This window comes from Streptococcus suis, assembly GCF_046032535.1.
In the GTDB taxonomy this organism is placed as follows: domain Bacteria; phylum Bacillota; class Bacilli; order Lactobacillales; family Streptococcaceae; genus Streptococcus; species Streptococcus suis_AK.
In genome coordinates this window covers 74,406-100,962 of sequence record NZ_JARQPL010000001.1, presented here as the reverse complement: position 1 = coordinate 100,962, position 26,557 = coordinate 74,406, and the positions used below count along the sequence as shown (strand labels likewise).

The following is a 26,557-nucleotide window of genomic DNA, read 5'->3' as shown; positions in this document are numbered from 1 at the left end:
TATCTAGGATAGAAAGGAGTTTAGTTTTATAGTTTTGCTTGCCATTTATTGGCCCAAACATTCTCATTTGGCACACCATAGAAGTCATCTTTTCCTTCTAATTTATCAAGGAGGGATTCGATAGTATTTTTATTGTGATGGTAGGCATTGATAGCAGTTTTGACCATGGTAACATCGTGAAGGTGAGTTGTATAGTTTAGTGAAACGAAAACGGTTGGAACTTCATGTACATACCAAGGAACCTCATTGGACATGGCCGTTTTCCACTGGATGCGGTAATTATTCTGCGCTCCATATCCAATGACATTGGCAACAGTCAAGGCTAAATCAACTTCTTCTCGGTATTGCAGCGTTTTACCTTTGATTCGAGTCGTACCATCATTGACAGTCACTTCATAACCACGCGCTTCCAAGGCAGCTTTAAGGTTATCAACCACTTCTGTACTTGCCGCCATAATCCCTTCTTTTTCACCTTCTAAGTAATACAAACGGATTCTGCGGTGGGTTTCTGGACTAATTGGAAGATTTTTCTGGGTATCCTTCAACAGCGTAATTGCTTTATCTGCTGCTTCACGTTGCCAAGCCAAGTGTTCTTCACAGCCGATAATAGCCAATTCATCAGCTGATTTTAGTAAGGTTCCTTCCGCTTGCTTGACATGCAGATTGAGTTTGGCTTTCAGACCTAAAATGCGACGGAGAGCATCATCAAGGCGTTCTTCAGTAATCACTCCCTTGCGGTAGCCATTGAGCATAAATTCAAAATCTTCTTCTAAGTTATTGAAGAATAAGAACATATCGCAACCCGCAGCAATGGCTGCAGGTACGTAGTCTTCACGACGCATGGCTGCTGTCATCCCCAACATGTGGCTGGCATCGGTTATGACCAAGCCATTGAATTCCAATTTTTCTTTCAATAAATCTTGAATCAATTCAGGAGCCAGTGTTGCAGGCAAAATGTCTTCGTCCTTCAAAGTTGGGTTGAGTCGTTGTTGGTAATATGGCAAGGCTATATGACCCGCCATAATCATCTCAACACCAGCTTCAATATGATGACGATAGACACGACCAAAACTCTTGTCCCATTCTTCTGGAGAGAGCTCATTGACACCGAGGACTAGGTGCTGATCACGTTCTTCTGTACCATCTCCTGGGAAATGCTTGATGCATTGAATAACATCTCTTTCAGCAGTCAATCCTTCTAAATAGGCACTGGTATAGGCAATAACATCATCCGCATTTGTGCCGTAGGCTCTGGTATTGACGATGGTATTGCGCCAGTTCTGAACAATGTCCACGCACGGATCAAAGTTGACATTTACACCTAATGCAGTCTCCTCTCTCGCAGATACGAGACCTGCTAGGTAGGGAATACGAGGATCCCGACTGGCTTCCGATTGAGCACCTGAAGAAATATAGGTTCCGCCTTTCACAGCCCCATCTCCACCTGAGTCACAGTTCGCTGCAACCAAGAGAGGTACTTTTGAATAGCTTTGCAACTCGTTAATCAGTCCTTGTACCTGTTCTGGACTGCCGTTCATATAACGAGCACCACCTATATGGTATCGGTTCATCAATTCCTGATTACTCAGATTATTTCCACTAAAGGCATCCCCTCCGAAGAAGAATAGATTAACAAACAATTGACCGATTTTTTCTTCATCAGTCAGATGAGCCAAGGTATCTTCTACCCAGGCAATCTGCTCATCATTCAAACAATAGGGTTTCTTCCGCAAATCAACTAATCTAGGCATCTTTTCCTCCTTATTTTCCGCGCCAAATCTGTGTATCTACCAAGCCACAGTAGGCATCAACAGGCGATACTCCTGTAAAGTCTGACTCTCCTGCTAGTTTAGCAACCAAGGCTTCTAATGTGACAGGCAAGCCATCGTAAGCATTGATATAGGTTGCAACCTGTGGCATATCTGCAAGTGCAAATGGGTGCTGAACAGAGACAACAATGGTTGGAATTTCGTGAACATAGAAAGGCTGGTCTGGTGTTCCCTTGGCAGCTGGCCAAATAATCCGCTGAGTTGTCCCTCCTGAGTTGACATCGACTAAATTGATAATCAAATCATAGTTATCTGTGATTTCCGCAATAGGACGCTTGGAAGCATAGACATTTGCAATCGCTGCCGGTCTTTCTTCTTCTGGCAATTTAGCAATCCGTGCTTCTGTATTTTCCCAGATAGATACTTGGTGCCCTCGAGCTTCTAATAGTTCTTTCAGCGTATCGGCTGCTCTCTTCTTGCCAGCATTGATCATGGCGCCAAAACCACCCTTATAGCCATCTACTTCTACCAACAAAATACGTTTGTAGCGTTCTGGATTGACTGGGAAAATTCCTTCTTGTTTGGCTTTTACCAAGGTAATCGCCTTGTCAGCTACTTCTTTTGCAAGCTGTTTTGCCTCATCTCTACCAATCAAAGCCAGTGCTTCTTCTTTTGGCAACATGATTTCCTGACGACGACCTTCAAACAAGTGAAGACCGAGTTTAGCTTTCAAGCCCAAGGTACGACGAAGAGCATCATGGAGGCGTTCCTCAGAAAGCAGACCATTTTCCAATCCTTCTTTCATCCATTGCAAATCTTCTTCTGGATCGTTGAAGAAAAGGAAAAGATCACATCCTGCCTCAATTGCTGTAGGCAATAGCTCTCGACGCGGCATAGATGCTGTCATACCGATCATGTGACTGGCATCCGTTACAATGGCACCATTGTAACCTAACTCTCCACGAAGCAACTCATCCAAGAGGGTTTTATTCAGCGAAGCTGGCAACATGTCATCCAATTCACGTTCTGGATGCATTTCTTTCTCAACATTTGGCAAATGAATGTGCCCCGCCATAATACCTGGAAGACCTGCGTCAGCCATCTCACCGTAAATCCGTCCAAATGTTTCCATCCATTCAGACTTGGTCATGGGATTCGAAGCAAAAGAAAGATGATGGTCACGTTCATCAATACCATCGCCTGGGAAATGCTTAGCAAACGACACAATTCCGTGTTCCATAATGCCACGCATGTATTCTTTGGATAATTCAATGACTTGGTCTACATTAGCTCCCCAAGTTCGGTTTGCAATGATTGGATTGCGCCAATTACGGCTGAGGTCCATAATCGGTGCAAAGGAGGCATTGCAGCCTACCGCAGCTGCTTCAAGTCCTGCAACTTTCCCCATTTCATAAGCATAGCGGGGATCAGCTGTCGCAGCAATCTTGATTTCATCCCCAATTTTCGTTCCATCCGTAACAGCGCCATTCCCACCAGATTCGGTATTGGCTGCAATCAAAAGGGGAATCTTAGACTTGGTCTGCAAAATATAGTTTTGCTCCCAAATATCTGCAGCAGGTCCAGGATTGTAACGAACAGCAGCAATCTTATAATCATTTAATACTCCAGTCAGATAGTCTTCCGTCCGCTGGCTCCCCATGTTGACAAAGAGATGACCGATTTTTTCATCCAAGGTCATCTGAGCAATGGTTTCTTCAATCCAAGAAATAGCCTCTTCGTCAAGGCTGTAAGGTTTCTTCCGTAAATCTACTAAATGTGTCATATTTGCCTCCAAAAAAGAAACTGAGAAAAAGTCCTAACACTACTTCTCAAAGTTAGTGTCAACATCTCAGCGCAGTGGTTGATTGGCTTTAACAGTCCAGTGGACTGTTAAAGGTTGGAGATAAGATTTGCGAAGCAAATCTCAGCAATTCGTGTACTACACTCCAAATCTGACCATTACGACAGTTGCGAACAAAGTTCGCTCCATTTCCAACCTCAAACTGTCTCCCAGACAGTTTGAGCTGTGCGGGGGTGGGAGTGAAACAGTCTGGGGATAGACTGTTTCAGCTCAACAACTAGAAATAAAGACTTGTTGACGAACTCTTTTTTGAATGGTCGAGTTCTTTCCTGCTCCCCCTTCTCTCTAGTCGTCTAAATTATTCCAAAATGCCTGTGTCAATTTTGTTTCTTTCTCACCTGTGAATGCTTGATGAGCAAATTCATCTGCAATTTTTTCTGTCAAATCTGTCCAAGATTGCATCTCTCGTCCTACTAAAATAGGATAGAAATGGACACCGTTCAATTCCGCTGCCTTTAAATCACCAGGCGAGTCACCAATCATCATAATCTTATCAGGACAATACCCTTCCTCTATTAACAGTTTGATGACATCTTCTTTCTTACCACGGTCTTGACAGTACAATTCTGTAACATAGTCCATCAAACCTTGGTCTGTCCACTCTTCTTCTACTGCTTCCTTATTAGCAGAAGAAACAACGTAGACTTTTCCTAACTGGCTCAATTTTTCCAAGCCCTTGTGAACGCCGATGAAGGCTAAAACAGGACCGCTATACTGCTTAATGGCTTGATTGACTTGAGTGGACCATTTTAAAGCGAGTTCCAAATCTTTAGACGGCTGCTCCTCTATCAATCTTTCCAGAGAAGCATTTGACAAAGAATCTGTGGTCGCGACCCAATTTTTCAAGTTGTCTATACCCGTCACACCTGCAAATTCTAGGCCTTTGACTAAGCCTACAAAACGGTTAATGCCACGTTCTCGCGAGTACAGATTAACTCGATTCCATTCAGCTAAAAACGGTTCTTTATCTTTGACATCAAAAACATCTGCAGCCAAGGGGCCGAAAAAAAGTTTATGTTTGTAGGTCATGGTGTCCATGGCGCAGCCATCAGAGTCCACACAAAATACGTATTCCATCTTCATCATTAGACTCCTGAATAGGCTGAGAAGCCACCGTCAATCGGTAAAACAACACCATTGACAAAACTTGCCAAATTCTCATCTGCCAAGAAGAAGACTCCTCCGACCAACTCTTCGGCTTCACCAAACCGTCCCATTGGTGTATTGGTCAAAATCTTGTTGGCACGTGCGGTCGGTTGACCTGCCTCATCAAACAGCAAACCACGGTTTTGGTTGGTAACCAAGAATCCAGGCGCAATCGCATTACAACGGATGCCAACTTTTGAAAAATGGACTGCTAACCATTGGGTAAAATTACTAATAGCAGCCTTGGCACCTGAATAGGCTGGAATTTTTGTCAAAGGAGTAAAAGCGTTCATGCTGGAAATATTGATAATATTTGCTCCAGAGCGACCGATCATATCCTGTGCAAAGACCTGTGTTGGCAATAAGGTTCCTAGATAATTTAGATTGAACACAAAGTTGATACCTGCTTCATCCAAGTCGAAGAAAGTTTTGGTATCAGCTGGCAGTCCAATCTCATGGAATTCATTGTCCGTTGTCGCTTTGGGATTATTTCCTCCTGCACCATTGATTAATATATCTACAGGACCAAAATCTGCTAGGACTTGCTGGCGAACTTCTTCCAAATTCTCCTTAGAAAGAACGTTAGATTTATAGGCTTTCGCAACGCCTCCTGTTGCTGCAATCTCATCAACGAAGACCTGAGCCGCAGCCTCATTCAAGTCCAAAAGCGCAACCTTTGCACCTGCCTTAGCAAATTCTTTTGCCAAATAGCCACAAAGAACGCCTCCTGCACCTGTAATAACAACGACCTTATCCTTAAACTCAATAACACGTGACATATTAGCTCTCCTTATTTCCAACTGTTTTGACTGTAATTCCAAAATCTGGTGTCTTGCCTGCTGCTCGCATATTGGCTTCATAGAGACCGTTAAAGTAGGTTGCCCCAAGGGCTCGGTCATACAGACCATAACCAGGTGTCTTGGTCTGGTCTCCCCAGATACGACGACCGTGGTCTGGACGCAAGGCACCAGTCCAGTCATAGTCTACCAATAATTTAACAACAGCGTTCATGTCAATGTCACCAGCCTGTGACAAATGTGCAGTTTCTTGGAAGCCCCAAGCACCTGCCGTCACATTGCGCGTATGCATAAAATTGATGCGATTGCGTTTGAGAGCATATTCTGTCATGGCAAGGACATTATTTTTCGGATCAGAAGCATAGGATCCGACACACATGGTAATTCCATTGTGCTCTGAATCATAGAGATTCAAAAATCGTTCAACGGCTTCTTGACCAGTGATGATGCGCGGTAAACCAAAGATTCCGTAGGGAGGATCATCAGGGTGAATGGCCATTTTGACGCCAGCCTCCTCAGCCGTTGGCATAATCGCTTTGATAAAATACTCCAAATTCGCCCATAAATCTTCTTCGGAAATATTCTGACGATAATTTTCGATAATAGCCTTCATTTCTTCCTTGGAATAGGATGAATCCCAACCTGGTAAGTTCAAATCATCCGCCACAGGATCAACACCTGCTAAATCAGATTTAAGGAAAGCTAAAGAGGTCGATCCATCTGGAAGTGGGTGATGCAAGTCTGAACGGGTCCAGTCAAACACAGGCATGAAATTGTAGCATACAACGGGAATACCTGCAGCCCCGACATTACGGATGGAAGTTTTATAGTTTTCGATTAACTCATCACGATTTGGCTTCCCTTGTTTGATGTCTTCATGGACAGGAATGGATTCAATAACAGTAATTTCAAGTCCTGCCTCTTCTACCATTTTTTTCAGCTCTAGTATGTTTTCAAGGGGCCAAGCTTGACCAACTGGCACATCATAGACAGCAGTCACAATTCCCTGCATACCAGGAATCGCCTTAATCTCCTCAAGTGTCACAGGATCCTTTTTCCCATACCATCGAAATGACATTTTCATGATTTACTCTCCTTTATTGTTCAAAAAATTCTTTGGCATTGTAATAGGATATGGCTTCTACAAACCGCCCTAAACGATTGTAATCTTCAGGCACTTCTTCATCAACAATCCATTGTCCAACATAGGTCGCTAAAATGCGTCTGAAATAATCATGCCGTTGATAAGATAAAAAGCTACGCGAATCTGTCAACATACCAACAAAATTAGCAAGCATACCCTGTTCTGCATAGGCATTCATCTGGTCAATCATGCCCAACTTGGTATCATTGAACCACCAACCAGCACCAAATTGTAGCTGGCTACGAAGCCCTTCCTCATTGGACTGGAAATTCGCCAAAGTATTGGCCAGAGCAATGTTGTAACTTGGATTGAGATTGTACCAAATCATTTTTGGAAGGGCATTTTCCTTGACCAAGTTATCTAACAAACGATTCAAATTCACAGTCAGACATGTCTGGTCGCCAATCGAATCCACACCTACATCTGCTCCAAGTTTTTCAAACAGTCCTGTATGGTTGTTCCGTAAGGCACCAAAGTGAACTTGTGTCACAAAACCATGTTTCTTGTACAGTCGACACAGTTCTCTAAAGATGGCAGTCTGCCATTTATTGATACTGGATTGGCCAGCCTCTTTCCCTGCAAGTCTTGCTAGTAAAATATCATCAAGCTCTTCAAGGCTTGCTTCTTCGTATGAAATAGCCGTAAAGCTAATGTCACTTGCTCGGCAACCGTGTTGAGCAAAATAGGAAACGCGCTGACCAAGTGCCTCTACAAAACTTGCAAAGTCTCTTACTGCTATCCCTGTTACTTCCTCCAAGCGTTTAATAAATGAATTGAAATTTCGATGTTCTATAAAGGCTTCATCGGGACGAAAAGTTGGTGCCACTACAGTATCTATAGTTGGGTCCTCAGCCAAGCGCTTATGCCATTCCAAACTATCTAGTGGATGGTCAGTTGTCCCAATAAAGGTCACCCTAGCATCCGCAATCAGTTTCCGTGGACTCATTTGATGTTCTTGTAAATAGCCATTGAGCTGATGATAGAGTCGCTCTGCATTTTCTTCGGTCAACAATTCCTCAACACCGAAAACCTGTCGCAATTCCAAATGACTCCAATGATAGAGAGGATTTCCGAAAGCCCGTTCCAAGGTTCTTGCCCAAGCCTTAAACTTATCTAATTTACTTGCTGAACCTGTGATTTCTTCCTCTGAGATACCATTTGCCCGCATCAAGCGCCACTTATAATGGTCACCCCCCAGCCACAGATCAACAATATCTTCATAAACCTTATCTTCAAAAATTTCCTTAGGATCCAAGTGGCAATGGAAATCATAGATAGGAAGTTCTGCTATTTTCCCGTAAAGCTCCTTAGCAGGCTCATTTTTTAGCATAAAGTTTTTATCATTAAAACTCATTTCATCCCTCCAAAGCTGCAACAAAACTGCGAGCAATCGTCGTTACACTTTCATAGCCTTCAGCCTGCACTCGACTTGCCAGAGCTGAACCGACTCCAACAGCACAAGCGCCTGCCTTTTTCCAATCTGCAACATTTTCAACTGACACTCCGCCTGAAGGCATCAAATCTACGTCAGGAATAGGACCGTGAATATCCTTGATAAATCCAGGCCCCAACACGCCACCAGGGAAAAGCTTGATAATAGGACATCCCGCCTGACTAGCTGTGACAATCTCTGTTGCAGTTGCACAGCCTGGAAAGTAGAGTACCTCAGCCTCTTGCGCCAAGTCTTGAATTTCTTTATCAAAATGAGGACTAACCAGGAAACTAGTCCCTGCATCAATGGCCGCTTGTGCCAGCTTAAGATTCATTACTGTTCCCGCCCCGATGACTACGGAAGAATCGTCTGAGAACTCCTCTTGTAATTCCTTGATCACTGTCGCTGCATTTGGAGTCGAAAATGTAATTTCAATATTTCGAATACCTCCCAAAATCGCATGGCAAGCGATTTCTTTCGCATCTTCTTCATCTTTTCCGCGAATCACTGCGAAAAAGTAATTTTCTTTTAATTGCTTTAACATCTTGACCTCCAATTAGAAAGCGTTGTCATTTATAGTTTTAGTATACAATTCATCAGATGAATTGTCAATAAAAAAGCAAAAAAATACCCAGAAGAATTCTTCTAGGCAGTCTATTTTGTATTTCTATTTATGATCATTGAGACCATGCAAGGTCATATCTTTATCGAACCATTCGCTTAAAACAACCTGTCTTACCGATATAATATGTGCTAACATGCTGTCATAAGCCGCAACAGGGTGGCGTTGCTTGATAGCCATTAAGATGTTCCTGTGGGCCTGTAAACTATCCGATTTCATCTGACGATTTGAATAATTTTCATTGATCAGATGAATAGATTGATTAATGACAGGCATCAGACTAGTCATTGCCAGATTCCCACTCATCTCAGCTAGCATACAGTGGAATTTCACATCCAACTCCAGATGCTTCGTGTCTCCAGCTGCAACGGCCTCTTCAATAGCAAGGACAATTTCTTCTAGTCGAGCAATATCTTCGTCCGAAGCAAACTGAGCGACACGCTCCGCAATTCTCGGTTCAAGCAAATACCGCACCTCAAACAAATCCGTCGTCAACTTCACACGGTCTCTTACCAAAGAAAAACCTAAGGGATCCTCTGATACTCCTTTTTTAGAGCTGATATAGGTTCCCGACCCTTGGCGCACCTCCAGAATATTTCGAGTAGTCAAACTTCGAACAGCTTCACGAACAGTCGAACGTCCAACTTCTAAATCTTGGGCCAATTCATACTCATTTGGAAGCTTGTCACCAACTTCATATCCTCTTTCCAAAATCAATTCCAATAAGCGTTCCGATGCTTTTTCTACCAAGGGTTTCGCCATGTGCTTGGTCCTCCAATACAACTTTCTATTTGCTACTATTATAGCTCATTTCCTCTTATAATGGTAGTTTGGAATGGCAGTCCAACGTTTCTTTATTTCTCTAACAATTTGCTTCGGTTGACGATTCCGTGAGAATAACCCCTTATGATTTCCTTGAATCCGAATGATACCAACCGTGGTTTCAAAATCAGCAAAATTCCAGACCTGCTCACCAACCAAATTAGGAATAGAATCAAAGACTCGATGGTTCATCTCATAGTAATCCACCTGAAATTCCTCTGTATAAGGAATATCCCACATCGAATGCAAGCCTGGAAGAGTATCTGCACCATATTCCGTCATCAAAATCGGCTTGTCAGGATAAAGTTTTTGCCAAGTCTCCAACTCTTGACGGAGCCCTTTCTCTGCCGCCTTCAAGTCACCATGAGCAACATACCAACCATAATAACGATTGAGACTGACAACATCGACCAAATCCATAACCTCATCCTTATCAGGCGTTGCTGTCATAATATTGACCAAGGTCACAGGACGCTTAGAAGGATCTCTGTCCCTCATGCGCTGAATCAGAGGTTCAAAGTAAGCACGTGCTCCCTTTTCATGCCCTGCCGGTTCATTGGCGACAACCCACATCACTACAGATGGATGGTTCTTATCACGCGCTATCAATTCATCAATAACCAGCTCATGAGCTTCCTTGGTTTGCATAACTTCCCAAGTGTTTTTTACTTCTTCAGAATCACCTGTCAAATTCAAGGCTGCATTGAAAAGCTGGAACAGACCGACTGCTGGCACTTCATCAATGACAACGATTCCCAAGCGATCTGCCAGCCGCATCATTTCCTCAGAATAGGGATAATGGGAAGTCCTAAAAGAATTTGCTCCAATATCCTTCAGTAAGTTCAAATCCATCAGATTGGCTGCTTCATTGAAACCACGACCATTAATAAAGGTATCTTCATGTTTACCAAATCCCTTGAAATAGAACGGTTTTCCATTGATAAAAAACTGCCCATTTTCAACCGCAACACTACGAATGCCGAATTGTTCTGAGTAGGTATCTAGCAAGTTTTCTCCGTCAAATAATTCAACTTTAGCAGTATAGAGATAGGCATCCAAGACCTCCCAAAGGCGTGGATGTTCAATGACCATTTGTCCATTTTCAAGAAGACCTACTTCCTGTCCCTCTTGATCTAAAATAGACATACGGATGGAATCGTACTGCCCAATTGTCTTCACATCAACATTTACTACTGCCTGAGTCAAATCTTGATTTTGCTCAGTCCGAATAACAATATCCTCAATCCTATTTTTTGGACGTTTATAGAGATGGACTGTCCGCTGGATACCAGCATAGTTGAAAAAGTCAAAATTTTCCTTGACTGTCTTTACAATTTGACCATTCTCATCCACTTCTTCACTATAATTCCCTACTGGAAGGGTTGTGTAATTCAACTCATTATTTGCACAGACTGTCAAACGGAATTGGTCAGCGTCGTATAAGTTTGATGGAATCAAGCATTCAAAAGGTGTGAAACCACCCTTGTGCTCCCCGATTAGCTGACCATCTGCATAGACTTTGGCCTGATGTGTCACCGAACCAAAACGCACAACCAACTCTTCATCATCAGCTACTACTGGAAGAGCTACCATCAGTTCATACCAATTATCTCCGACAAAACGACGTTTGTCCTTATCAACAACAAGATCATTAAAAGAACTTGGTACAACCATTACTTCATCTGTATCTAACAGAGTATGAACATCATTGTTCCCTTGCTTAAATTTCCATATTCCATTTAAAGAATAAACTGAGCGTGTTTTTGTCTGTATTGGATACAACATACTTTTTCCTTCTTTCTATCGTTTTATTTCACGTGACCCTTTTTTCAATAGCAAATCAATATCTGATTGACTGATGACATTAATGTCCCCTTCAATGGTATGTTTGAATTGAAAACTAGCCATACCTAAGTCGAGTATTTCCCGTGGCGTTTTTTCCTGCAAATAGCCAAAAATAATTCCTGCTGTAAAGGCATCCCCTGTCCCAACTCGGTCCAGAACTTGAATGGATTCTTTTTCCGTTTCATAAAGAATACCATCTTGATACAAGTATGCCTTCAGCAAATACTCATTATTGTAGGTCATTTCCCTCTGGGTAAAAGCAAGACTTTGCAAAGAATAAGTCTCCGCCAGACCTTTAACCACCGCCAACAAGACTTCTTTATTTTCATAGGGGCGTTTCAACCCCAATTCATCCTTCACATCTTTTCCAAATTCATTGAAGAGTTGAATAGGCTCTAGACCAAAGCAAATATCTGCCAAACTGACAAAAGGAGACAATTTCTCCCTCGCTTCTTCAAAAGAAGACCACAAACTTTCTCGATAATTCAAGTCAAAGGAGACCTTAACACCCTGCCCCTTTGCCATTTCCATCAAACGAAAGGCCAGTCGATAAATATCAGGATTCAAAGCGACCGTTATACCACTCACATGAAACCAATCGACACCGTCAAACATACCTTCCAAATCATAATCTTCTTCCTTGGATAAGCTGAAAGCAGAATAATCACGGTCGTAGGTCACCTGGCTAGGTCTAAGAGAGAAACCCTTTTGATAATAATAAAGCCCCAGCCTTCCCTCTTTTCGAATCACATTTTTCTGTCCAATCTGTCTTGCAAAGAGAAAGTGTTCTGCCATTTTTCCCACTTCATTCTTAGGCAGTGCTGTCACCAACTCGACTGAGTGACCAAGCTGAGCCAAGCTGACTAAAACATTCAACTCCGAACCACCAAACTGACAATCTAAACTCGTGGCCTGTGTTAAGGTCTGATAATGAGGAGGAGATAGCCGCAATAAAACTTCTCCAAATGCTAAGATTTTTTTCATACCGCCTCCTAGATGAAAGACCCAGCTGGAAGCCTCCAACTAGGTCGTTAATGTATTATTTATCGTCGTACTGGTCAACCTTATATTGAGTTACATCCACATAATCCATATCAGATAATGGAACATTTTTTGCAATCGCACGCACACGTTCTTCATCTTTTGCCGCTTTCATAACATGGATTTTCTCTTGAATACGAGCCATTTCTTCACGGTCTAGTTTGTAGAATTTCATCAAGAACAAGGATACGCTCAATACCGCTGCTGGAATCACTGTCAACAGGACAATCAGTGCCATTCTCAAATCTGTTGAGAATGCTGTTTCAACAGTTGGGTACTCTTTACCAAAACCGATACCTGCTAATACAAATCCAACAACCATTGGAGCAAATGAAGAAGCGATTGAGTCTGTCAATGAGAAGATAGTCCCAATCATACCTGACAAGTAACGACCAGATACTGATGTTTCATAGTCTGTAATATCCGCACCCATGGTCAATACCAAACCAGATGGGGCACTAGATGCGTAGCGAGCAATGATATAAACAACAAAGAAACCGATTGTGTAGAGATTCCAATTTGACAAGTCTAACATCCCTGGTTTAGCAGAAAGAAGCATAACTGCTAGAACGATGAGACCTGTAATACCTAATTGCAGTGCAGTTACATATGCAAAACGTAAACCTTTACGACGAGCTAGCTGAGCTGCTCCAACAGTTACGAGAATACCAGGTAAAATCAGAAGCATAGACATCTTTCCTGAAAGGGCATAATCACCAAAGATGATACCATACAGCATAACCCCGATAACGGAATCTCCAAACAGTTGAGCAACAAATTTTACAAAGGCTGCAGAGATTGAAAGAACCTGCAAAGGTTTGTTTCCTTTGATAACTTTCCAGTAGTCTTTCAACTTCGTTTCTTGTGTCTTCTCACCAAGACCAAAGTATTTCTTATTGTCTTTCTCCCAAATACCGATAATAGCAAGAATACCCAGAACAGCTGAAATTACTACTACACCGAGGAACAATTCTTGGAAGAAACTTGGAGTGAAACCACCATGTTTCGGAACCAATGTCCCTGATACAACAACCTGACTACCAGTCATCAACACAGTTGTGGCAATACCATCAACAATATTAAAGATTGGACGTTGCTTTGGATCATTGGTAAGCGCAACTTGTCCTGCTTTTGTAATAGTCTGTTGCAATGAATAACCAATTTTATGGATAATCATTACAAGGATGAATAGAGGAAGACGGAGACTCTCACTAACTCCACTTAAACCTAACATCATAAAAAGAGAAGCTGCTGTAATGATATTCCCCAAAACCAAGATGGGACGATATTTACCAAACTTAGTATCCGTTTTATCAATGATAACTCCGATTGTAGGATCGATGAACCCATCAAAAATACGAATATAGCCCATGAGTTGACTAACAAACAGGGCTGCCAGACCAAGCACGCCTGTCGATAAATAAGTCACGAAAGTAAAGGCAACCAAGTAAATATTCGTCGATGAATTGTTCATCGCAAATAATATAATTTGCCATAACTTGGCTTTATTATAAGTAACGTCTTCGACACGTTGCTCAACATGTTTTTCCATTGGAAATTCCTCCTAAATGTTTTCTACGACAAAGTCGTAAGCGTTTTCTTTAACTATATTCTAATATTCATCAGATGATTTGTCAACTGTTTTTGTAAATATTTTTAATTATACGTAAAAAAAGACGATTTTATATGAAAATCGTCTGATATATTTGATCTAGCGAGGGAGAATTCGTCTGACTATTTATTGATTTACTGTAATTGCCCCACTATTGTAGTTAATACTGAGTCCGCTCTGCACGTTAGGTACAAAGACATTAAACTCCAAGCTGCCATCGGATGATTTTGCTTCCAGATGACTTCCGACTGGAAGCAAATCATCCTCATCAGCATAGATCAAGGTTACACGGTAGCGAACACGTTTATTCTTGTCTAAGGCTTTTCGTACTAAGGTTTCAAAATAGTTTTGCCCCGTCGAATCCTCAGCTCTTGCCTGATTGGCCCAAGCTGTTTGAACTGCGATATTTTTAGGATTACTAGTCGAAGCATCGTAGCCTTTTAAACCGCCAATCAAGGCATAGCCCAGCAGATGCCCTCTATCAATCGCATGATCATAGGCACCTTCCAAATCCTGCACCTGATGCCAACCTGCTGGAGTCCATGATGTAGTTCCGTTTCCTGTTTCGTTGCGGTCCTTGTACTGTCTCGTCGCCTTGGTCATCAGGGCATTTGCCACCGTTGGAACCGTTTCTCCTTGCACAGTCTTTGTCTTATTATCCGCATAGGGCTTACTTGTGACCGATGCATCTAAATCCGTTTGATTCCCGTTAATAATAAATGCTCCAGCACCATTCCATTCAATCGAATTACCCAGTTGTTTTTTTACACTCCCCGTCAAGACAGAACGAGCCAATTCCTGACTAGGTGTGCTCTCACTTGCCTTAGACTGATTGACATAGTAGGCGTGATTCGCTGTTGACTGACTATTTGAGTTATTGAGTAGATAGCCACCACCGACAACAACTATAGTAGCTATCAAACTTAGCAGACTCATTGCTTGTTTTTTTACATTTTTCTTCGCCATTTTCTCTCCATCAAAAAAGCAGGTCTAGCCTACTTTCCTGTAAATTTACTCATTAATTCTTGCCACTTAGCTGGTGACAACACCGCAAATACATTGTCTCCATCTCCTATGACACCGTAACCAACCATTAATCCTAAAATAAACACCAAAATAGCAATCAACAAAACAACTGCTACTAAGATTAAATTTTTACCAACATAGCTAAGATTATCCTTATCCATTTTCATCTTCTCCACTCACACGTTCAATCGTTGCACCTAAAGCAGCTAATTTCTCATGAAAACGATAGTAACCTCGGTCTAAGTGCGTTAATTTACCTACAATCGTCTCACCTTCAGCAACCAAACCAGCCAGAATCAAAGCGGCACTCGCTCGTAAATCAGTAGACATAACCTGAGCACCTTGCAGAGCTTGTCCTCCCGTGATGATAGCTGTATCTCGTAAAATTTCCGAATGCAAATCCATCCGACGCATTTCTTCCAAATGTTGGAAACGATTCTCAAATACCGTTTCAATCATGGTAGATTCACCCTTTGCAACTGCCATTAGGGCTGTAAATTGAGCCTGCATATCCGTTGGGAAGCCTGGGTGTGGCAAGGTTTTTACTGTTACAGGTTTAAGCTTATCCACTTGCGAACGAACTCGAATCCCTTCAGCTTCTTCCGTCACCTCAACTCCCATTTCCAACATCTTAGAAATGAGTGGACGGTTGTGCTCCCAGACAGCATCCTTCACCAAGACATCGCCGCCAGTCATTGCCGCTGCCACCATAAAGGTACCCGCTTCAATACGATCTTGCACCACTTGGTGTTCTGCACCAGTCAATTCTTCTACACCAGTAACCGTAATTGTCTCTGTGCCTGCTCCCTTAACTTTGGCCCCCATTTTGTTGAGGAAAATAGCCAAGTCAACAATTTCAGGTTCCCGCGCAGCATTTTCCAAAACAGTTGTACCCTGCGCAAGCGTTGCAGCCATCATCAAATTTTGCGTTGCCCCAACACTTGGGAAATCAAGATAGATATGAGCTCCCTGCAAGTTCTCCGCACTTGCTTCAATATATCCAGCTCTTTGTTTAATTTTAGCCCCCATAGCTTGCAAACCTTTCAAATGCAAATCAATAGGACGGCTACCGATGGTACAACCACCTGGCATAGAAACCTTAGCATAGCCATTACGTACCAAAATCGGACCAAGAATAACAATAGAAGCCCGCATCTGACTGACATATTTGTAAGGAGTTTCATTTCCAAGTTTGCCAGTTGCATCAATATCGATTGATTTGGTAGCTTCATCAAATTTAACCCGAACTCCCAGACCACGTACAACATTATTCATTGTATAGACATCAGACAAAATAGGAACCTGAGTCAATTTGGTTTGCCCTTGACTTGCTAGAACTGTTGCTGCCAATAAAGGCAGAACGGCATTCTTCGCCCCCTCAATCTCAACCTGTCCTTTCAAACCGTTTTTACTACCTGTAACAATAATTGTATCCATTTCTTATCCTTTTCTTACTTAAATCACATATTTGCAAAAGAGCGTCCCATCATCAACAATTCTAAAAAGAAAGTCGAGACCAAGTATCCCAGTGCTATTGCCAGAAAGAGAATCAGCAAATTGATTTTACGCTGATTGTCCCCAGTCACCTTCAACCACCGTGACCAATCAACTGTTGTAACCAAGAGATGATGAGCCAGATAGATAAACAATATATGACTAAAAAACTGTAAAATTGAAATTACCATGTTTCCATTATACCATGAAATTAAAAAATGGAACTGAACCAAGTTCAATCCCATATAGATTAATGTTTCCCAACACGAATACGATTTATCGCACGTTGGAGGGCGACTGTTGCACGCATCTCCATATCAATATTACGAGCAGTCTGTGCTTCTTCCAATTCACGTTCCGCGCGCAATTTGGCACGTTCTGCACGACTAATATCAATATCTCGTTCCCGCTCAGCGGAATCAGAAATGACCGTAATAATATCCTTGTTGACTTCAATGATTCCACCATTGACCGCAATCCAGTCTACATGGTTTTCATCATCAACACGACGCACTTTCATTTCACCGATTTCCAAAACTGCAATCAGTTCTTCATGTCCAGAATAGACACCCATCTCACCATCAACCGTTTTGACCAAAACAAATGCTGCATGATGGTCATATTTGATACCGTCTGGTGTTACGATTTGTACAGTCATTTGTCCCATAAGCCACCTCTAGAATTTCATTTTAGCAGCTTTAGCGACCACATCCTCAATTGAACCAACATTTCGGAAGGCATCTTCTGGTAGATGGTCGTGTTTGCCGTCCAAGATTTCCTTAAAGCCTTTCACCGTTTCAGCTACTGGCACATAAGAACCTGGCATACCTGTAAATTGCTCCGCAACGTTGAAGTTTTGAGAGAGGAAGAATTGGATACGACGAGCGCGACCAACCAAGGTCTTCTCTTCATCTGACAATTCATCCATACCGAGAATGGCAATAATATCTTGCAATTCTTGGTAACGTTGAAGGACACGTTTTACTTCCATAGCTACTGCATAGTGCTCTTCACCAACGATTTGTGGAGCAAGTGCACGTGATGACGAAGCCAATGGATCCACCGCAGGGTAGATACCAAGCTGAGTCAACTTACGCTCCAAGTTGGTAGTCGAGTCCAAATGAGCGAAGGCTGTCGCTGGGGCTGGGTCTGTATAGTCATCCGCAGGTACGTAAATAGCCTGAATAGATGTAACAGAACCTTTCTTGGTTGAGGTAATACGCTCCTGCAATTGTCCCATCTCAGTTGCAAGTGTTGGCTGATAACCAACGGCTGACGGCATACGACCCAAGAGGGCTGATACTTCTGAACCAGCCTGAGTGAAACGGAAGATATTATCGATGAACAGAAGAACATCCTGTCCTTCCACATCACGGAAGTATTCCGCAATGGTCAAACCAGTAAGAGCAACACGCATACGAGCTCCTGGTGGCTCATTCATCTGACCAAATACCATGGCCGTTTTTTCAATTACTCCTGACTCTTTCATTTCCCAATACAAGTCGTTCCCCTCACGAGTACGCTCACCAACTCCGGTAAATACAGAGATACCACCGTGTTCTTGGGCAATATTGTGAATCAATTCTTGGATAAGGACGGTTTTACCAACGCCGGCACCACCGAAGAGACCAACCTTACCACCTTTTAGATAAGGTGCTAGGAGGTCGATAACCTTAATCCCTGTTTCCAAAATTTCGCTTGAAGTAGATAATTCGTCAAAAGCCGGCGCTTTCTTATGGATAGGCTCACGTTCAAAATCTGCCGGAAAAGACTCTTCAAGGTCAATGGTATCTCCCAACACATTGAAGACACGACCCAGCGTTTCTTTACCGACTGGAACAGAGATGGGACGACCTGTATCGAGAACTTCCATCCCACGTGTCAATCCATCCGTTGATTCCATGGCAATGGTCCGTACAACGCCATCACCAAGTTCCAAAGCCACTTCAAGCACGACTTTTTGTTTGGAATCATCATTTTTATATACAACGAGTGCGTTGTTAATCTCAGGAAGTTTATCTTCTGCTGCAAACGCAACGTCTACAACTGGTCCGACAACCTGAGTAATTTTGCCTGAACTCATTCTATTTCCTCTATTTCTATTACTCAAGGGCTGAGGCACCAGCTACAATCTCAGTAATTTCCTGAGTAATCGCTGCCTGACGAGCCCTATTGTATTGGATTGTCAAATCGTTAATGACATTCTTAGCATTATCCGTCGCTGTCTGCATGGCTGTCATACCTGCTGCATTTTCAGCAGTTTTGGCATCCAAAATCGCTCCATAAATAGTTGATTCTGCATATTGAGTCAAGAGTTGTTCCAAAATAACCTCACGGTTTGGTTCCAACTCAAAGGTAGCTGTATAACCATCTGCTTCATTGTGGTCCAAATCTTCTACAGGAAGCATCTGTTGTACACGCACCTGACTGGTCAAACTATTGACATGGTGGTTATAACAAACATACAACTCATCAAAGAGTTCATTCTTGTACATCTCAACAGACTTAGAAATGATTTTTTGAACCTCTTCAAAACTTGGATTGTCTGCTAAACCACGCAATTCAAAGACAGGATTGATACCACGAGCACGGAAGAAATCAGCTCCCATACTACCAATAGCAATAATCTCATACTCATCTTTTGAGTCATGGTCCTGTTCAATCATTCCCATCACAGCCTTCAAAATACTGGAATTATAAGAACCTTTTAGTCCACTGTCAGATGTAATGACAATATAACCAGATTTTTGAACTGGACGACGAATCAGCATTGGATTGCTTGTATCTGAAGCCATCAATTCTCCACGCAAGAGATCCGTTGTAATCTGACGAACCTTACTAGCGTAGATCTGAAAGGATTGCGCTAATTGCTCTGATTTGGCTAGTTTAGAAGCCGAAACCATCTGCATGGCACCGGTGATTTGACTGGTTTTCTTAGTAGATGCAATTTTTGATTTGATTTCATTTAGAGAACCTGCCATTATTCACTCCTTTACTTAAAGACAGACTGGTCTTTGAAAGCTTGGATAGCAGCATTCAATTCATCTGTATCAGGAAGATCTTTTGTTGTACGAATAACATCCAAAAGACCATCGTAGTGCAAATCAAAATATGCGTACAGTTCTTCTTCAAATGCCAAAATATCATCAATTGGCACTGAATCCAAGAAGCCATTTGTCAAAGCATACAAAATCAAAACCTGTTTTTCAACTGGAAGTGGCTTATGCAATGGTTGTTTCAACACTTCCACAGTCCGACGACCACGGTTGAGTTTGGCCTGAGTTGCTGCATCCAAATCCGAACCAAATTGAGTAAAGGCTTCTAATTCACGGTATGAAGCCAAATCGATACGAAGGGTACCTGCAACCTTTTTCATGGCCTTAATCTGTGCAGAGCCACCTACACGTGATACAGAAGAACCTGCATCAATGGCTGGACGGATACCAGAGTTGAATAAATCGTCCTTCAAGAAGATTTGTCCATCCGTGATTGAAATCACGTTGGTCGCGATGTAAGCTGAAATATCTCCCGCTTGTGTTTCAATAAATGGTAGAGCTGTAATGGAGCCGCCGCCCAGTTCATCTGAAACCTTTGCTGAACGCTCAAGCAAGCGACTGTGCAAGTAGAATACATCCCCTGGATAGGCTTCACGACCCGGAGGACGACGAAGCAAGAGAGATAATTCACGGTAAGCTACCGCTTGTTTTGACAAATCATCGTAAACAATCAAGACATGTTTGCCTTCATACATGAACTCTTCTGCCATCGCAACACCAGCATAAGGAGCCAAGAAAAGCAATGGAGATGGTTGTGAAGCCGATGCTGTTACTACGATTGTGTAATCCAAAGCACCATATTGACGAAGCGTTTCAACCTGAGTACGAACAGTTGACTCTTTCTGACCGATAGCCACATAGATACAAATCATGTCTTGGCCTTTTTGGTTGAGAATAGCATCAATAGCTACAGATGTCTTCCCTGTCTGACGGTCACCGATAATCAATTCACGCTGACCACGACCAATCGGAACCAAAGCATCAATCGCCTTGAGACCAGTTTGAAGCGGTTCATTAACCGACTTACGTTGCATAACACCTGGTGCTGGATATTCAATCGGACGAGTCTTACTAGTACGAATTTCACCAAGACCATCTACAGGTTGACCAAGTGGGTTGATGACACGACCAATCAAAGCCGAACCAACTGGCACTTCCATAATTTTACCAGTACGACGAACAACTGACCCTTCACGAATATCGGTAAATTGTCCGAGAATGATGATACCAACATCGTTAGTTTCTAAGTTTTGTGCCATACCAATGGTGCCATTTTCAAATACCAAAAGCTCTCCACTCATGGCATTGTCAAGACCTTGCGCACGGGCGATACCGTCACCGATATAGGTTACGACACCAGTCTCTGTGTAGTCAAAGTCAGGCTGAAAGCCTTCAATTTGTTGTTTTAGTAAAGCGCTAATTTCTTGTGCATTAATCAAAAGAACACCACTTTCTATTTTCTAAAGTTTTTTTCTAACGTCCTTCAACTGTGTCCGAACGCTTGCATCGATTACCTTATGGTTAACCGTTACAATAAAACCACCGAGGAGACTTTGATCAAGTTCTTCCGTGATATTACGTACACGCAAGGAAAATCGTTGTTCTACCAAGTGACGGAGACGCTCTTTTTGAGCTTCTGTCAACGGATAGACTGAAACCACACGGGCTTCAAATTCATTTTTAAATTTACTGATTTGTAATTGGACACGCTCAAGGGTTTCAAGAAGCAAGTCTGCATGACCATCACGAATAACATCTTCAATCAAGTCATTGATTTGCCAGAAACTAGATTGACGTACCGTCCTTACAAAGTCAGCCTTTTCTTCTCTCGATACTGTCGCTGACAGCAAGATTCGATTCAGCTTACTATCATGAATGATGGAAATCAAGTCAGAAATCTGGTCATACATATCCCAAATATCTGCATGATCACTGACTTTTTCAACAAATGATAGAGCATATTTTTGCACGATGGCATTTTCTCTAGCGTTCATCTACTTGTCTCCTAGTTTGTCCAAATAACGGTCAATCAAGTTACTATGAGCTTGTTGGTCCAAATCTTCCAAAATAATTTTGCTTGCAAGATCAACTGCCAATTCAGCAACTTGAACGCGCAAGTTTTCCTGTGCCTCTCGTTTTTCAGCTTCAATTTCCATTGTCGCTTTTGTTTTTAGAGCTTGAGCCTCAACTTCAGCTTGTTCTAAAATTCGTTTTTTCTCTAGTTTTGCACGTTCAACCGCATCTTGAATAATCTTTTGACTTTCGATACGTCCCTGTACCAACTCATCTTCACGTTGTTGAACAAGGTTTGCTGCTGCTGTTAATTTTTCTTCTGCAGCATCAATATCGTTCGCAATCTTATTGGCACGTTCTTCAAAAATACCTGTAATTTTATCCCATGCAAAAACACGAATAAGAATAATAAGTACTGCAAATGAGACTGTTACCAAGATAAAGTTTCCAAGAATGGTACTAGATTGCATTGTAATAGTTGTTGCCATAGTTGTCTTTCCCTTTCCTATTCACTCTCACTACTGATTTTTTTATTTAAGTACATAGATACCAACATGATAAATACATATCCCTGCAAGCATGAAATGAATACAGAAAATGCTGTCCAAACAACGTTCAGAGCAAAGGCAATCGGATATGCAAGTGCACTTTGTTGAGATAATTGTAGAAGAAGAGAGACAAGCACTTCACCAGCATAAATGTTACCGTACAGACGAAGAGCAAGCGACACAAGGTTGGTCACTTCTTCCAAAATGTTCATTGGAGCCATAGCCCAGGGTGTCACAAAAGATTTGAGGTATGCCTTGAAACCGCGACGACGAATACCCTCAACATGACAAAATACTGTTGCAATTGTTGCCAAACCGAAATCGTAAGCCATATTGGCCGTTGGAGAAGTCCACAAATTATGTCCTTCTGCTGTTTCCAATTTGGTCATCAAACCTAGATTATTGGCAACCAAAAGGAAAGTAAAGACTGTAAAGAAGAACAAGGAATACCGCTTTGCTTCCGCATCGCCAAGATTCCCTTTTGTAAAATTGATGGTCAATTCGTAAACGTACTCCAAAACATTCTGTTTTCCTTTTGGCTTGAGCTCCATCCGACGACTAGCCCAAAAAACAAGTAAGAAAATAATGGAAATGGTAATGACAGAAACCAATACCATGGTCAGGTCAAAGGTTACGGGACCAAGGGTAAGGGTTGGACTTAAATGTTCTTCCAATGGAGGTTCCCCCCTTTTCTATTTCTCTATTTTCTACTATTTCAAGACAAATGTCATAGCCAAGGTTACGAAGAAAGTTCCCTCGATAAAGGCAACACCCAAAAATACACCAGCCATCAATTTACTTTGCATTTCTGGTTGACGTGCAGTCGAACTAAGGTATGAAGCCACCAACAGTCCCTCACCGATACTTACACCAAGACAGGCCAATCCAAGGGCCAATGCGCCTAAACTCATAACGAATTCTCCTTTTAAAATTTAATACCATGTAAGGATACTCCTAAAACATCTATTTGTCAAGAAAATACCGCCATTGTAAGCGTTTAATTCGTTTTTGTAAAATAAAAAGAAAAGAGTATTTCATCTTTTCTTCCTATTTAATAGCTTCATCAATATGGTCTGTTTCTTCAATGAATCGTTTGGCCATATCTTCTCGATTCATCTGATCAGTATCAAGAGTGATTGCATGGTCAGAAACCAGATCTGTATCTGCGAAAAACTCTATATGGTTTGATAGGTTGTACAGACGAACAGGGGCTTCCCCACCAAACTCTCCATCTAGATTGAGCAGTAGACGGTTATCCGGGTTAAGATTTTCGATGGATAGGCTCTTGGTTTTTATGTATTCAACTAAATCACTCTCAATGTGTTTGCCACCGTCTAAGACTTGACGAATCAGATGCAGAATTTCAAATAGATTCCCTGTTTTAACCATCAATAAGGTAAAATTACCATCATCTAACTTAGCATCGGGAACAATCTGTTCAAAACCTCCAATTGAATTGGTTAAGGCAACAAAAATCATTGAAACCGAGCCTTCAAACACGCCCTCATCATGCTCTACACGAACAGGTGTAAATTGTACTTGTGGCAGGAGTTCTGCTCCTTTTACTACATAGGCCAAATAGCCAAACATGGTCTTAAGTTGACTGGGAACACTGTAGGTCAACTCCGTAAGTGTACCTGCCGCAGCAATATTGATAAAATAATGTTCTTGATGAAAACCATTTTTTTGATTTTTGGCTAAACCAATATCCATTAAAATTGTCTGCTGCTTACCGATAACTTTAGCTGCTTCTACAGGATTTCCCCTAGGCACTTTTAAAGCACGCGCATAGTCATTGGTGGTGCCAGTCGGTATGATGGCCATCTGCGGACGTTTTTCAAGCGGAGCAATTCCATTGACGACTTCATTGATCGTTCCATCTCCACCAGCCGCGATAATCAAGTCAAAGCCTGCAAGCGCCGCACGTGTAGCTTCATTCTTTGCAGAGTCTTTCTCAGCAGTTGTTTGGAAAGCTGAAGTTTCATAACCGTAGCCTTCCAAAATTTCCAATACTTCGGCCACATTTTTCTTCATGATTTCTTGACCTGAGGTCGGATTATATATTAGTCTAGCACGTCTTCTTTCTTCCATCGTTTTACCTTTACAAGCTCTCTAACCAAGCCTCATCTTTAATTTCGATACCTAGCTCCTGTGCTTTGGTCAATTTACTGCCTGCATCTGTTCCGGCAACCACAAGATTAGTTTTTTTAGAAACAGAACCTGCTACATTTGCCCCTAAAGCTTCTAATTTGGCTTTGGCTTCGTTTCGTTTCATTCGCTCCAATTTACCAGTCAGTACAACTGTCATACCCGATAGCGCAGCATTTTCATCTACTACTTGTCCGAGATAGGTCAAGTTTACCTTAGCTTCCTTAAGTTCGGATAAAAGTTGTTGCGCACCCTCACTAGCAAAAAAAGTTGTCAAAGACTTAGCAATAACCTGACCAAGACCTTCTAGCGAAGCAATTGCTTCTTGATCAGCAAATGCTAGAGTTTCTAAATCACCAAATTTTTCTACTAAAATCTTACTTGCCTTACTACCTACATGGCGAATGCCTAGTCCAAACAGGAGGCGTTCTGCTGAGTTGCTCTTAGAAGTTTGAATGGCTTGATAGAGCTTGTCAGCTGATTTTTCTTTGAAACCTTCCAAGGTCAATAGGTCATCAACAGTTAATTTATAAATATCAGCAACATCGTGTACCAAGCCTGCTCCAAAGAGTTTTTCAACGATTGAAGACCCTAGTCCTGCGATGTTCATGGCATCCCGACTTGCAAAATGTTCCAACTTACTCATCAGCTGGCTAGGACAAATAGGGTTGATACAGCGGAGGGCAACTTCGTCCTCATAGTGTTGTAGGTCGCTCTGACAAGACGGACAATGACTAGGAATGGGCATGATTTCTTGCTCTTTTCGATACTTGTCCACCACTTTCAGAACTGCTGGAATAATATCTCCCGCCTTATAAACAATGACCGTATCGCCAATACGAATATCTTTTTCGGCGATATAATCTACGTTGTGCAAGGTCGCTCGACTGACAGTCGTTCCTGCCAGTTGAACAGGACTAAGATTGGCAGTTGGTGTCACAACACCTGTTCGGCCAACAGTCCAATCAACCGACAAGATTTCTGCTTCTTTTTCCTCAGCTGGAAACTTGTAAGCTACTGCCCATCGTGGCGCTTTTACTGTAAATCCTAGTTCTTCTTGTATAGCTAGGTCATTGACCTTAATCACGATACCGTCGATTTCATAGGGCAAATCTTCTCGCCGCTCTGCCATTTTTTCAATAAAAGCCCAAACTTCATCCATGCTATCGGCCAACTGGTAGTCGTGGTTGGTCACAAATCCCAGAGCATCCAGTTTCTCCAGTACTTGTGACTGACTAGTCGCTTCAGATGGACTAGCCTCTTGGTAGAGGAAGGTAGCGAGACCACGCTGGGCCACCACTCCCGTATCAAGCTGGCGGAGGGTCCCTGCTGCTGCATTACGCGGATTAGCAAATTCAGCTTCACCAGCCTCCTGACGCTGTTTGTTAACACGGTCAAAAGAAGCCTTTGGCATATAACACTCACCTCGGACAGTGATGTCCACAGCTTCGGGTAGGGTCAAAGGAATATCAGCCACTCGTTTGAGATTTTCTGTGATATTTTCACCGACACTACCGTCACCACGTGTAGCACCCACGACTAAATTACCCGCTTCATAGGTCAGGGAAATAGATAGACCGTCAATCTTCAATTCACAGATATACGTTGCTTGAGGAAATTCCTTGCGAACTCGCTGGTCAAAAGCTTCTAATTCTTCACGAGAAAAAGCATCCTGCAAACTAAAAAGAGGATAAACATGACTATATTTTTCAAATCCGTCTAGCACCTTTCCCCCGACCCGATGGGTAGGACTATCTGGTAAAATCAGTTCTGGATGAGCTGTTTCCAGTTCTACTAATTCACGATAAAGCGTATCATATTCTGCATCTGATACGCTAGGTTTGTCCAATTGATAATACTCTTTAGCGTATTGATTGAGCACGCTAACTAATTCTGATATTCTTGTTTTCATAAGAATATTATATCATGATTTGAAGGTGCGAACTATATTTGCGCTTCAATAAAAACAGATTCCTTTAGATAATTTTTAGTAAAAAATGTATAATGTGTATATAAAATTTTTGGAGGTGCCCTATGGCTGTAACCTATAAACGACAAGATGATTTAGAAAAGATGCTGGAAGAATTTGCTTCATTTGAAAAACTGGAAGAAATTGAGTATCCTGATCCAAAATCAAAAGAAAATTCCGAGAAAAACAACTTGAATCAGGATAAAAAATAA

At 42.0% G+C, this 26,557-nt stretch carries 26 protein-coding genes; 1 reads left to right on the top strand and 25 read right to left on the bottom strand.

The features are described from left to right. Positions 1–26: 26 nt before the first annotated feature. The 25 genes from P7J58_RS00465 to ligA all read right to left on the bottom strand — a co-directional run bounded on the left by P7J58_RS00465 (position 27) and on the right by ligA (position 26,288). Complete coding sequence (locus P7J58_RS00465; protein WP_408555330.1) at positions 27–1,751, bottom strand: glycoside hydrolase family 3 protein; 1,725 nt, start codon at positions 1,749–1,751, stop codon at positions 27–29. A gap of 10 nt (positions 1,752–1,761) precedes the next feature. Continuing rightward, the gene (locus tag P7J58_RS00460; protein WP_408555331.1) at positions 1,762–3,552 is read right to left on the bottom strand and encodes a glycoside hydrolase family 3 protein; all 1,791 of its coding nucleotides are present in this window, start codon (positions 3,550–3,552) and stop codon (positions 1,762–1,764) included. A 363-nt stretch (positions 3,553–3,915) separates the two neighbouring features. Further along, entirely contained in the window at positions 3,916–4,716 is an 801-nt protein-coding gene (locus P7J58_RS00455) for an HAD family hydrolase (RefSeq protein ID WP_408550944.1), read from the bottom strand. Continuing rightward, the gene (locus tag P7J58_RS00450) at positions 4,716–5,555 is read right to left on the bottom strand and encodes an SDR family oxidoreductase (RefSeq protein ID WP_253215301.1); all 840 of its coding nucleotides are present in this window, start codon (positions 5,553–5,555) and stop codon (positions 4,716–4,718) included. The genes P7J58_RS00455 and P7J58_RS00450 overlap by 1 nt, the downstream gene beginning before the upstream one ends. A gap of 1 nt (position 5,556) precedes the next feature. Next, a complete protein-coding gene (locus P7J58_RS00445; protein WP_408555332.1) occupies positions 5,557–6,657 on the bottom strand; it encodes a mannonate dehydratase in 1,101 nt (366 codons plus the stop codon). A 13-nt stretch (positions 6,658–6,670) separates the two neighbouring features. Further along, the gene (gene uxaC / locus P7J58_RS00440) at positions 6,671–8,071 is read right to left on the bottom strand and encodes a glucuronate isomerase (protein ID WP_408555333.1); all 1,401 of its coding nucleotides are present in this window, start codon (positions 8,069–8,071) and stop codon (positions 6,671–6,673) included. Position 8,072: 1 nt separating this feature from the next. Next, positions 8,073–8,693, bottom strand: a complete 621-nt coding sequence (locus tag P7J58_RS00435; RefSeq protein ID WP_408555334.1) for a bifunctional 4-hydroxy-2-oxoglutarate aldolase/2-dehydro-3-deoxy-phosphogluconate aldolase — start codon at positions 8,691–8,693, stop codon at positions 8,073–8,075. Positions 8,694–8,816: 123 nt separating this feature from the next. Continuing rightward, positions 8,817–9,533, bottom strand: coding sequence for a FadR/GntR family transcriptional regulator (locus P7J58_RS00430; RefSeq protein ID WP_408555335.1), 717 nt, complete (start codon positions 9,531–9,533; stop codon positions 8,817–8,819). Positions 9,534–9,578: 45 nt separating this feature from the next. Then, complete coding sequence (gene uidA / locus P7J58_RS00425; RefSeq protein ID WP_408555336.1) at positions 9,579–11,378, bottom strand: beta-glucuronidase; 1,800 nt, start codon at positions 11,376–11,378, stop codon at positions 9,579–9,581. Between the two features lie 15 nt (positions 11,379–11,393). Continuing rightward, positions 11,394–12,422, bottom strand: a complete 1,029-nt coding sequence (locus tag P7J58_RS00420; RefSeq protein ID WP_408555337.1) for a PfkB family carbohydrate kinase — start codon at positions 12,420–12,422, stop codon at positions 11,394–11,396. A 55-nt stretch (positions 12,423–12,477) separates the two neighbouring features. Beyond that, positions 12,478–14,031 carry an MFS transporter gene (locus P7J58_RS00415; RefSeq protein WP_029185891.1) on the bottom strand — a complete coding sequence of 518 codons (1,554 nt, stop codon included), beginning with the start codon at positions 14,029–14,031 and terminating at the stop codon, positions 12,478–12,480. 186 nt (positions 14,032–14,217) lie between these two features. Further along, the gene (locus P7J58_RS00410) at positions 14,218–15,057 is read right to left on the bottom strand and encodes a DNA/RNA non-specific endonuclease (RefSeq protein WP_408555338.1); all 840 of its coding nucleotides are present in this window, start codon (positions 15,055–15,057) and stop codon (positions 14,218–14,220) included. Between the two features lie 29 nt (positions 15,058–15,086). Beyond that, complete coding sequence (locus P7J58_RS00405; protein WP_408555339.1) at positions 15,087–15,278, bottom strand: DNA-directed RNA polymerase subunit beta; 192 nt, start codon at positions 15,276–15,278, stop codon at positions 15,087–15,089. Further along, entirely contained in the window at positions 15,271–16,554 is a 1,284-nt protein-coding gene (murA, locus tag P7J58_RS00400) for a UDP-N-acetylglucosamine 1-carboxyvinyltransferase (RefSeq protein ID WP_408555340.1), read from the bottom strand. The genes P7J58_RS00405 and murA overlap by 8 nt, the downstream gene beginning before the upstream one ends. 23 nt (positions 16,555–16,577) lie before the next feature. Beyond that, on the bottom strand, positions 16,578–16,802 hold the full coding sequence (locus P7J58_RS00395; RefSeq protein WP_012775178.1) for a DUF1146 family protein: 225 nt from the start codon (positions 16,800–16,802) through the stop codon (positions 16,578–16,580). Between the two features lie 59 nt (positions 16,803–16,861). Continuing rightward, positions 16,862–17,278 (bottom strand): F0F1 ATP synthase subunit epsilon, encoded by a 417-nt coding sequence (locus P7J58_RS00390; protein ID WP_002936007.1) that lies wholly within the window; start codon positions 17,276–17,278, stop codon positions 16,862–16,864. A 9-nt stretch (positions 17,279–17,287) separates the two neighbouring features. Next, the gene (gene atpD / locus P7J58_RS00385; RefSeq protein ID WP_002936008.1) at positions 17,288–18,694 is read right to left on the bottom strand and encodes a F0F1 ATP synthase subunit beta; all 1,407 of its coding nucleotides are present in this window, start codon (positions 18,692–18,694) and stop codon (positions 17,288–17,290) included. A gap of 19 nt (positions 18,695–18,713) precedes the next feature. Beyond that, complete coding sequence (locus tag P7J58_RS00380) at positions 18,714–19,592, bottom strand: F0F1 ATP synthase subunit gamma (RefSeq protein WP_002936012.1); 879 nt, start codon at positions 19,590–19,592, stop codon at positions 18,714–18,716. Positions 19,593–19,603: 11 nt separating this feature from the next. Next, positions 19,604–21,124 (bottom strand): F0F1 ATP synthase subunit alpha, encoded by a 1,521-nt coding sequence (atpA, locus tag P7J58_RS00375; RefSeq protein ID WP_032497571.1) that lies wholly within the window; start codon positions 21,122–21,124, stop codon positions 19,604–19,606. A 3-nt stretch (positions 21,125–21,127) separates the two neighbouring features. Continuing rightward, positions 21,128–21,661 carry a F0F1 ATP synthase subunit delta gene (locus P7J58_RS00370; RefSeq protein WP_002936016.1) on the bottom strand — a complete coding sequence of 178 codons (534 nt, stop codon included), beginning with the start codon at positions 21,659–21,661 and terminating at the stop codon, positions 21,128–21,130. Then, entirely contained in the window at positions 21,662–22,168 is a 507-nt protein-coding gene (atpF, locus tag P7J58_RS00365) for a F0F1 ATP synthase subunit B (RefSeq protein ID WP_024409812.1), read from the bottom strand. Between the two features lie 17 nt (positions 22,169–22,185). Beyond that, positions 22,186–22,902: a F0F1 ATP synthase subunit A gene (gene atpB, locus P7J58_RS00360; protein ID WP_002936020.1), complete on the bottom strand. Its 717-nt coding sequence runs from the start codon at positions 22,900–22,902 to the stop codon at positions 22,186–22,188. Between the two features lie 36 nt (positions 22,903–22,938). Next, on the bottom strand, positions 22,939–23,139 hold the full coding sequence (locus P7J58_RS00355; protein ID WP_002936021.1) for a F0F1 ATP synthase subunit C: 201 nt from the start codon (positions 23,137–23,139) through the stop codon (positions 22,939–22,941). 136 nt (positions 23,140–23,275) lie between these two features. Continuing rightward, a complete protein-coding gene (locus tag P7J58_RS00350) occupies positions 23,276–24,319 on the bottom strand; it encodes a diacylglycerol kinase family lipid kinase (RefSeq protein WP_029173065.1) in 1,044 nt (347 codons plus the stop codon). A gap of 10 nt (positions 24,320–24,329) precedes the next feature. Further along, positions 24,330–26,288 carry an NAD-dependent DNA ligase LigA gene (gene ligA / locus P7J58_RS00345; protein WP_408555341.1) on the bottom strand — a complete coding sequence of 653 codons (1,959 nt, stop codon included), beginning with the start codon at positions 26,286–26,288 and terminating at the stop codon, positions 24,330–24,332. A 122-nt stretch (positions 26,289–26,410) separates the two neighbouring features. On the opposite strand from ligA, the gene P7J58_RS00340 reads away from it, so the two are divergent. Next, entirely contained in the window at positions 26,411–26,557 is a 147-nt protein-coding gene (locus tag P7J58_RS00340; protein WP_002936026.1) for an SPJ_0845 family protein, read from the top strand.

Excerpts from the sequence above, each read along its gene's own strand:
- P7J58_RS00465 (WP_408555330.1), bottom strand. The coding sequence starts at position 1,751 with ATGCCTAGATTAGTTGATTTGCGGAAGAAACCCTATTGTTTGAATGAT.
- P7J58_RS00460 (WP_408555331.1), bottom strand. The coding sequence starts at position 3,552 with ATGACACATTTAGTAGATTTACGGAAGAAACCTTACAGCCTTGACGAA.
- P7J58_RS00455 (WP_408550944.1), bottom strand. The coding sequence starts at position 4,716 with ATGATGAAGATGGAATACGTATTTTGTGTGGACTCTGATGGCTGCGCC.
- P7J58_RS00450 (WP_253215301.1), bottom strand. The coding sequence starts at position 5,555 with ATGTCACGTGTTATTGAGTTTAAGGATAAGGTCGTTGTTATTACAGGT.
- P7J58_RS00445 (WP_408555332.1), bottom strand. The coding sequence starts at position 6,657 with ATGAAAATGTCATTTCGATGGTATGGGAAAAAGGATCCTGTGACACTT.
- uxaC (WP_408555333.1), bottom strand. The coding sequence starts at position 8,071 with ATGAGTTTTAATGATAAAAACTTTATGCTAAAAAATGAGCCTGCTAAG.
- P7J58_RS00435 (WP_408555334.1), bottom strand. The coding sequence starts at position 8,693 with ATGTTAAAGCAATTAAAAGAAAATTACTTTTTCGCAGTGATTCGCGGA.
- P7J58_RS00430 (WP_408555335.1), bottom strand. The coding sequence starts at position 9,533 with ATGGCGAAACCCTTGGTAGAAAAAGCATCGGAACGCTTATTGGAATTG.
- uidA (WP_408555336.1), bottom strand. The coding sequence starts at position 11,378 with ATGTTGTATCCAATACAGACAAAAACACGCTCAGTTTATTCTTTAAAT.
- P7J58_RS00420 (WP_408555337.1), bottom strand. The coding sequence starts at position 12,422 with ATGAAAAAAATCTTAGCATTTGGAGAAGTTTTATTGCGGCTATCTCCT.
- P7J58_RS00415 (WP_029185891.1), bottom strand. The coding sequence starts at position 14,031 with ATGGAAAAACATGTTGAGCAACGTGTCGAAGACGTTACTTATAATAAA.
- P7J58_RS00410 (WP_408555338.1), bottom strand. The coding sequence starts at position 15,057 with ATGGCGAAGAAAAATGTAAAAAAACAAGCAATGAGTCTGCTAAGTTTG.
- P7J58_RS00405 (WP_408555339.1), bottom strand. The coding sequence starts at position 15,278 with ATGGATAAGGATAATCTTAGCTATGTTGGTAAAAATTTAATCTTAGTA.
- murA (WP_408555340.1), bottom strand. The coding sequence starts at position 16,554 with ATGGATACAATTATTGTTACAGGTAGTAAAAACGGTTTGAAAGGACAG.
- P7J58_RS00395 (WP_012775178.1), bottom strand. The coding sequence starts at position 16,802 with ATGGTAATTTCAATTTTACAGTTTTTTAGTCATATATTGTTTATCTAT.
- P7J58_RS00390 (WP_002936007.1), bottom strand. The coding sequence starts at position 17,278 with ATGGGACAAATGACTGTACAAATCGTAACACCAGACGGTATCAAATAT.
- atpD (WP_002936008.1), bottom strand. The coding sequence starts at position 18,694 with ATGAGTTCAGGCAAAATTACTCAGGTTGTCGGACCAGTTGTAGACGTT.
- P7J58_RS00380 (WP_002936012.1), bottom strand. The coding sequence starts at position 19,592 with ATGGCAGGTTCTCTAAATGAAATCAAATCAAAAATTGCATCTACTAAG.
- P7J58_RS00370 (WP_002936016.1), bottom strand. The coding sequence starts at position 21,661 with ATGAACGCTAGAGAAAATGCCATCGTGCAAAAATATGCTCTATCATTT.
- atpF (WP_024409812.1), bottom strand. The coding sequence starts at position 22,168 with ATGGCAACAACTATTACAATGCAATCTAGTACCATTCTTGGAAACTTT.
- P7J58_RS00355 (WP_002936021.1), bottom strand. The coding sequence starts at position 23,139 with ATGAGTTTAGGCGCATTGGCCCTTGGATTGGCCTGTCTTGGTGTAAGT.
- P7J58_RS00350 (WP_029173065.1), bottom strand. The coding sequence starts at position 24,319 with ATGGAAGAAAGAAGACGTGCTAGACTAATATATAATCCGACCTCAGGT.
- ligA (WP_408555341.1), bottom strand. The coding sequence starts at position 26,288 with ATGAAAACAAGAATATCAGAATTAGTTAGCGTGCTCAATCAATACGCT.
- P7J58_RS00340 (WP_002936026.1), top strand. The coding sequence starts at position 26,411 with ATGGCTGTAACCTATAAACGACAAGATGATTTAGAAAAGATGCTGGAA.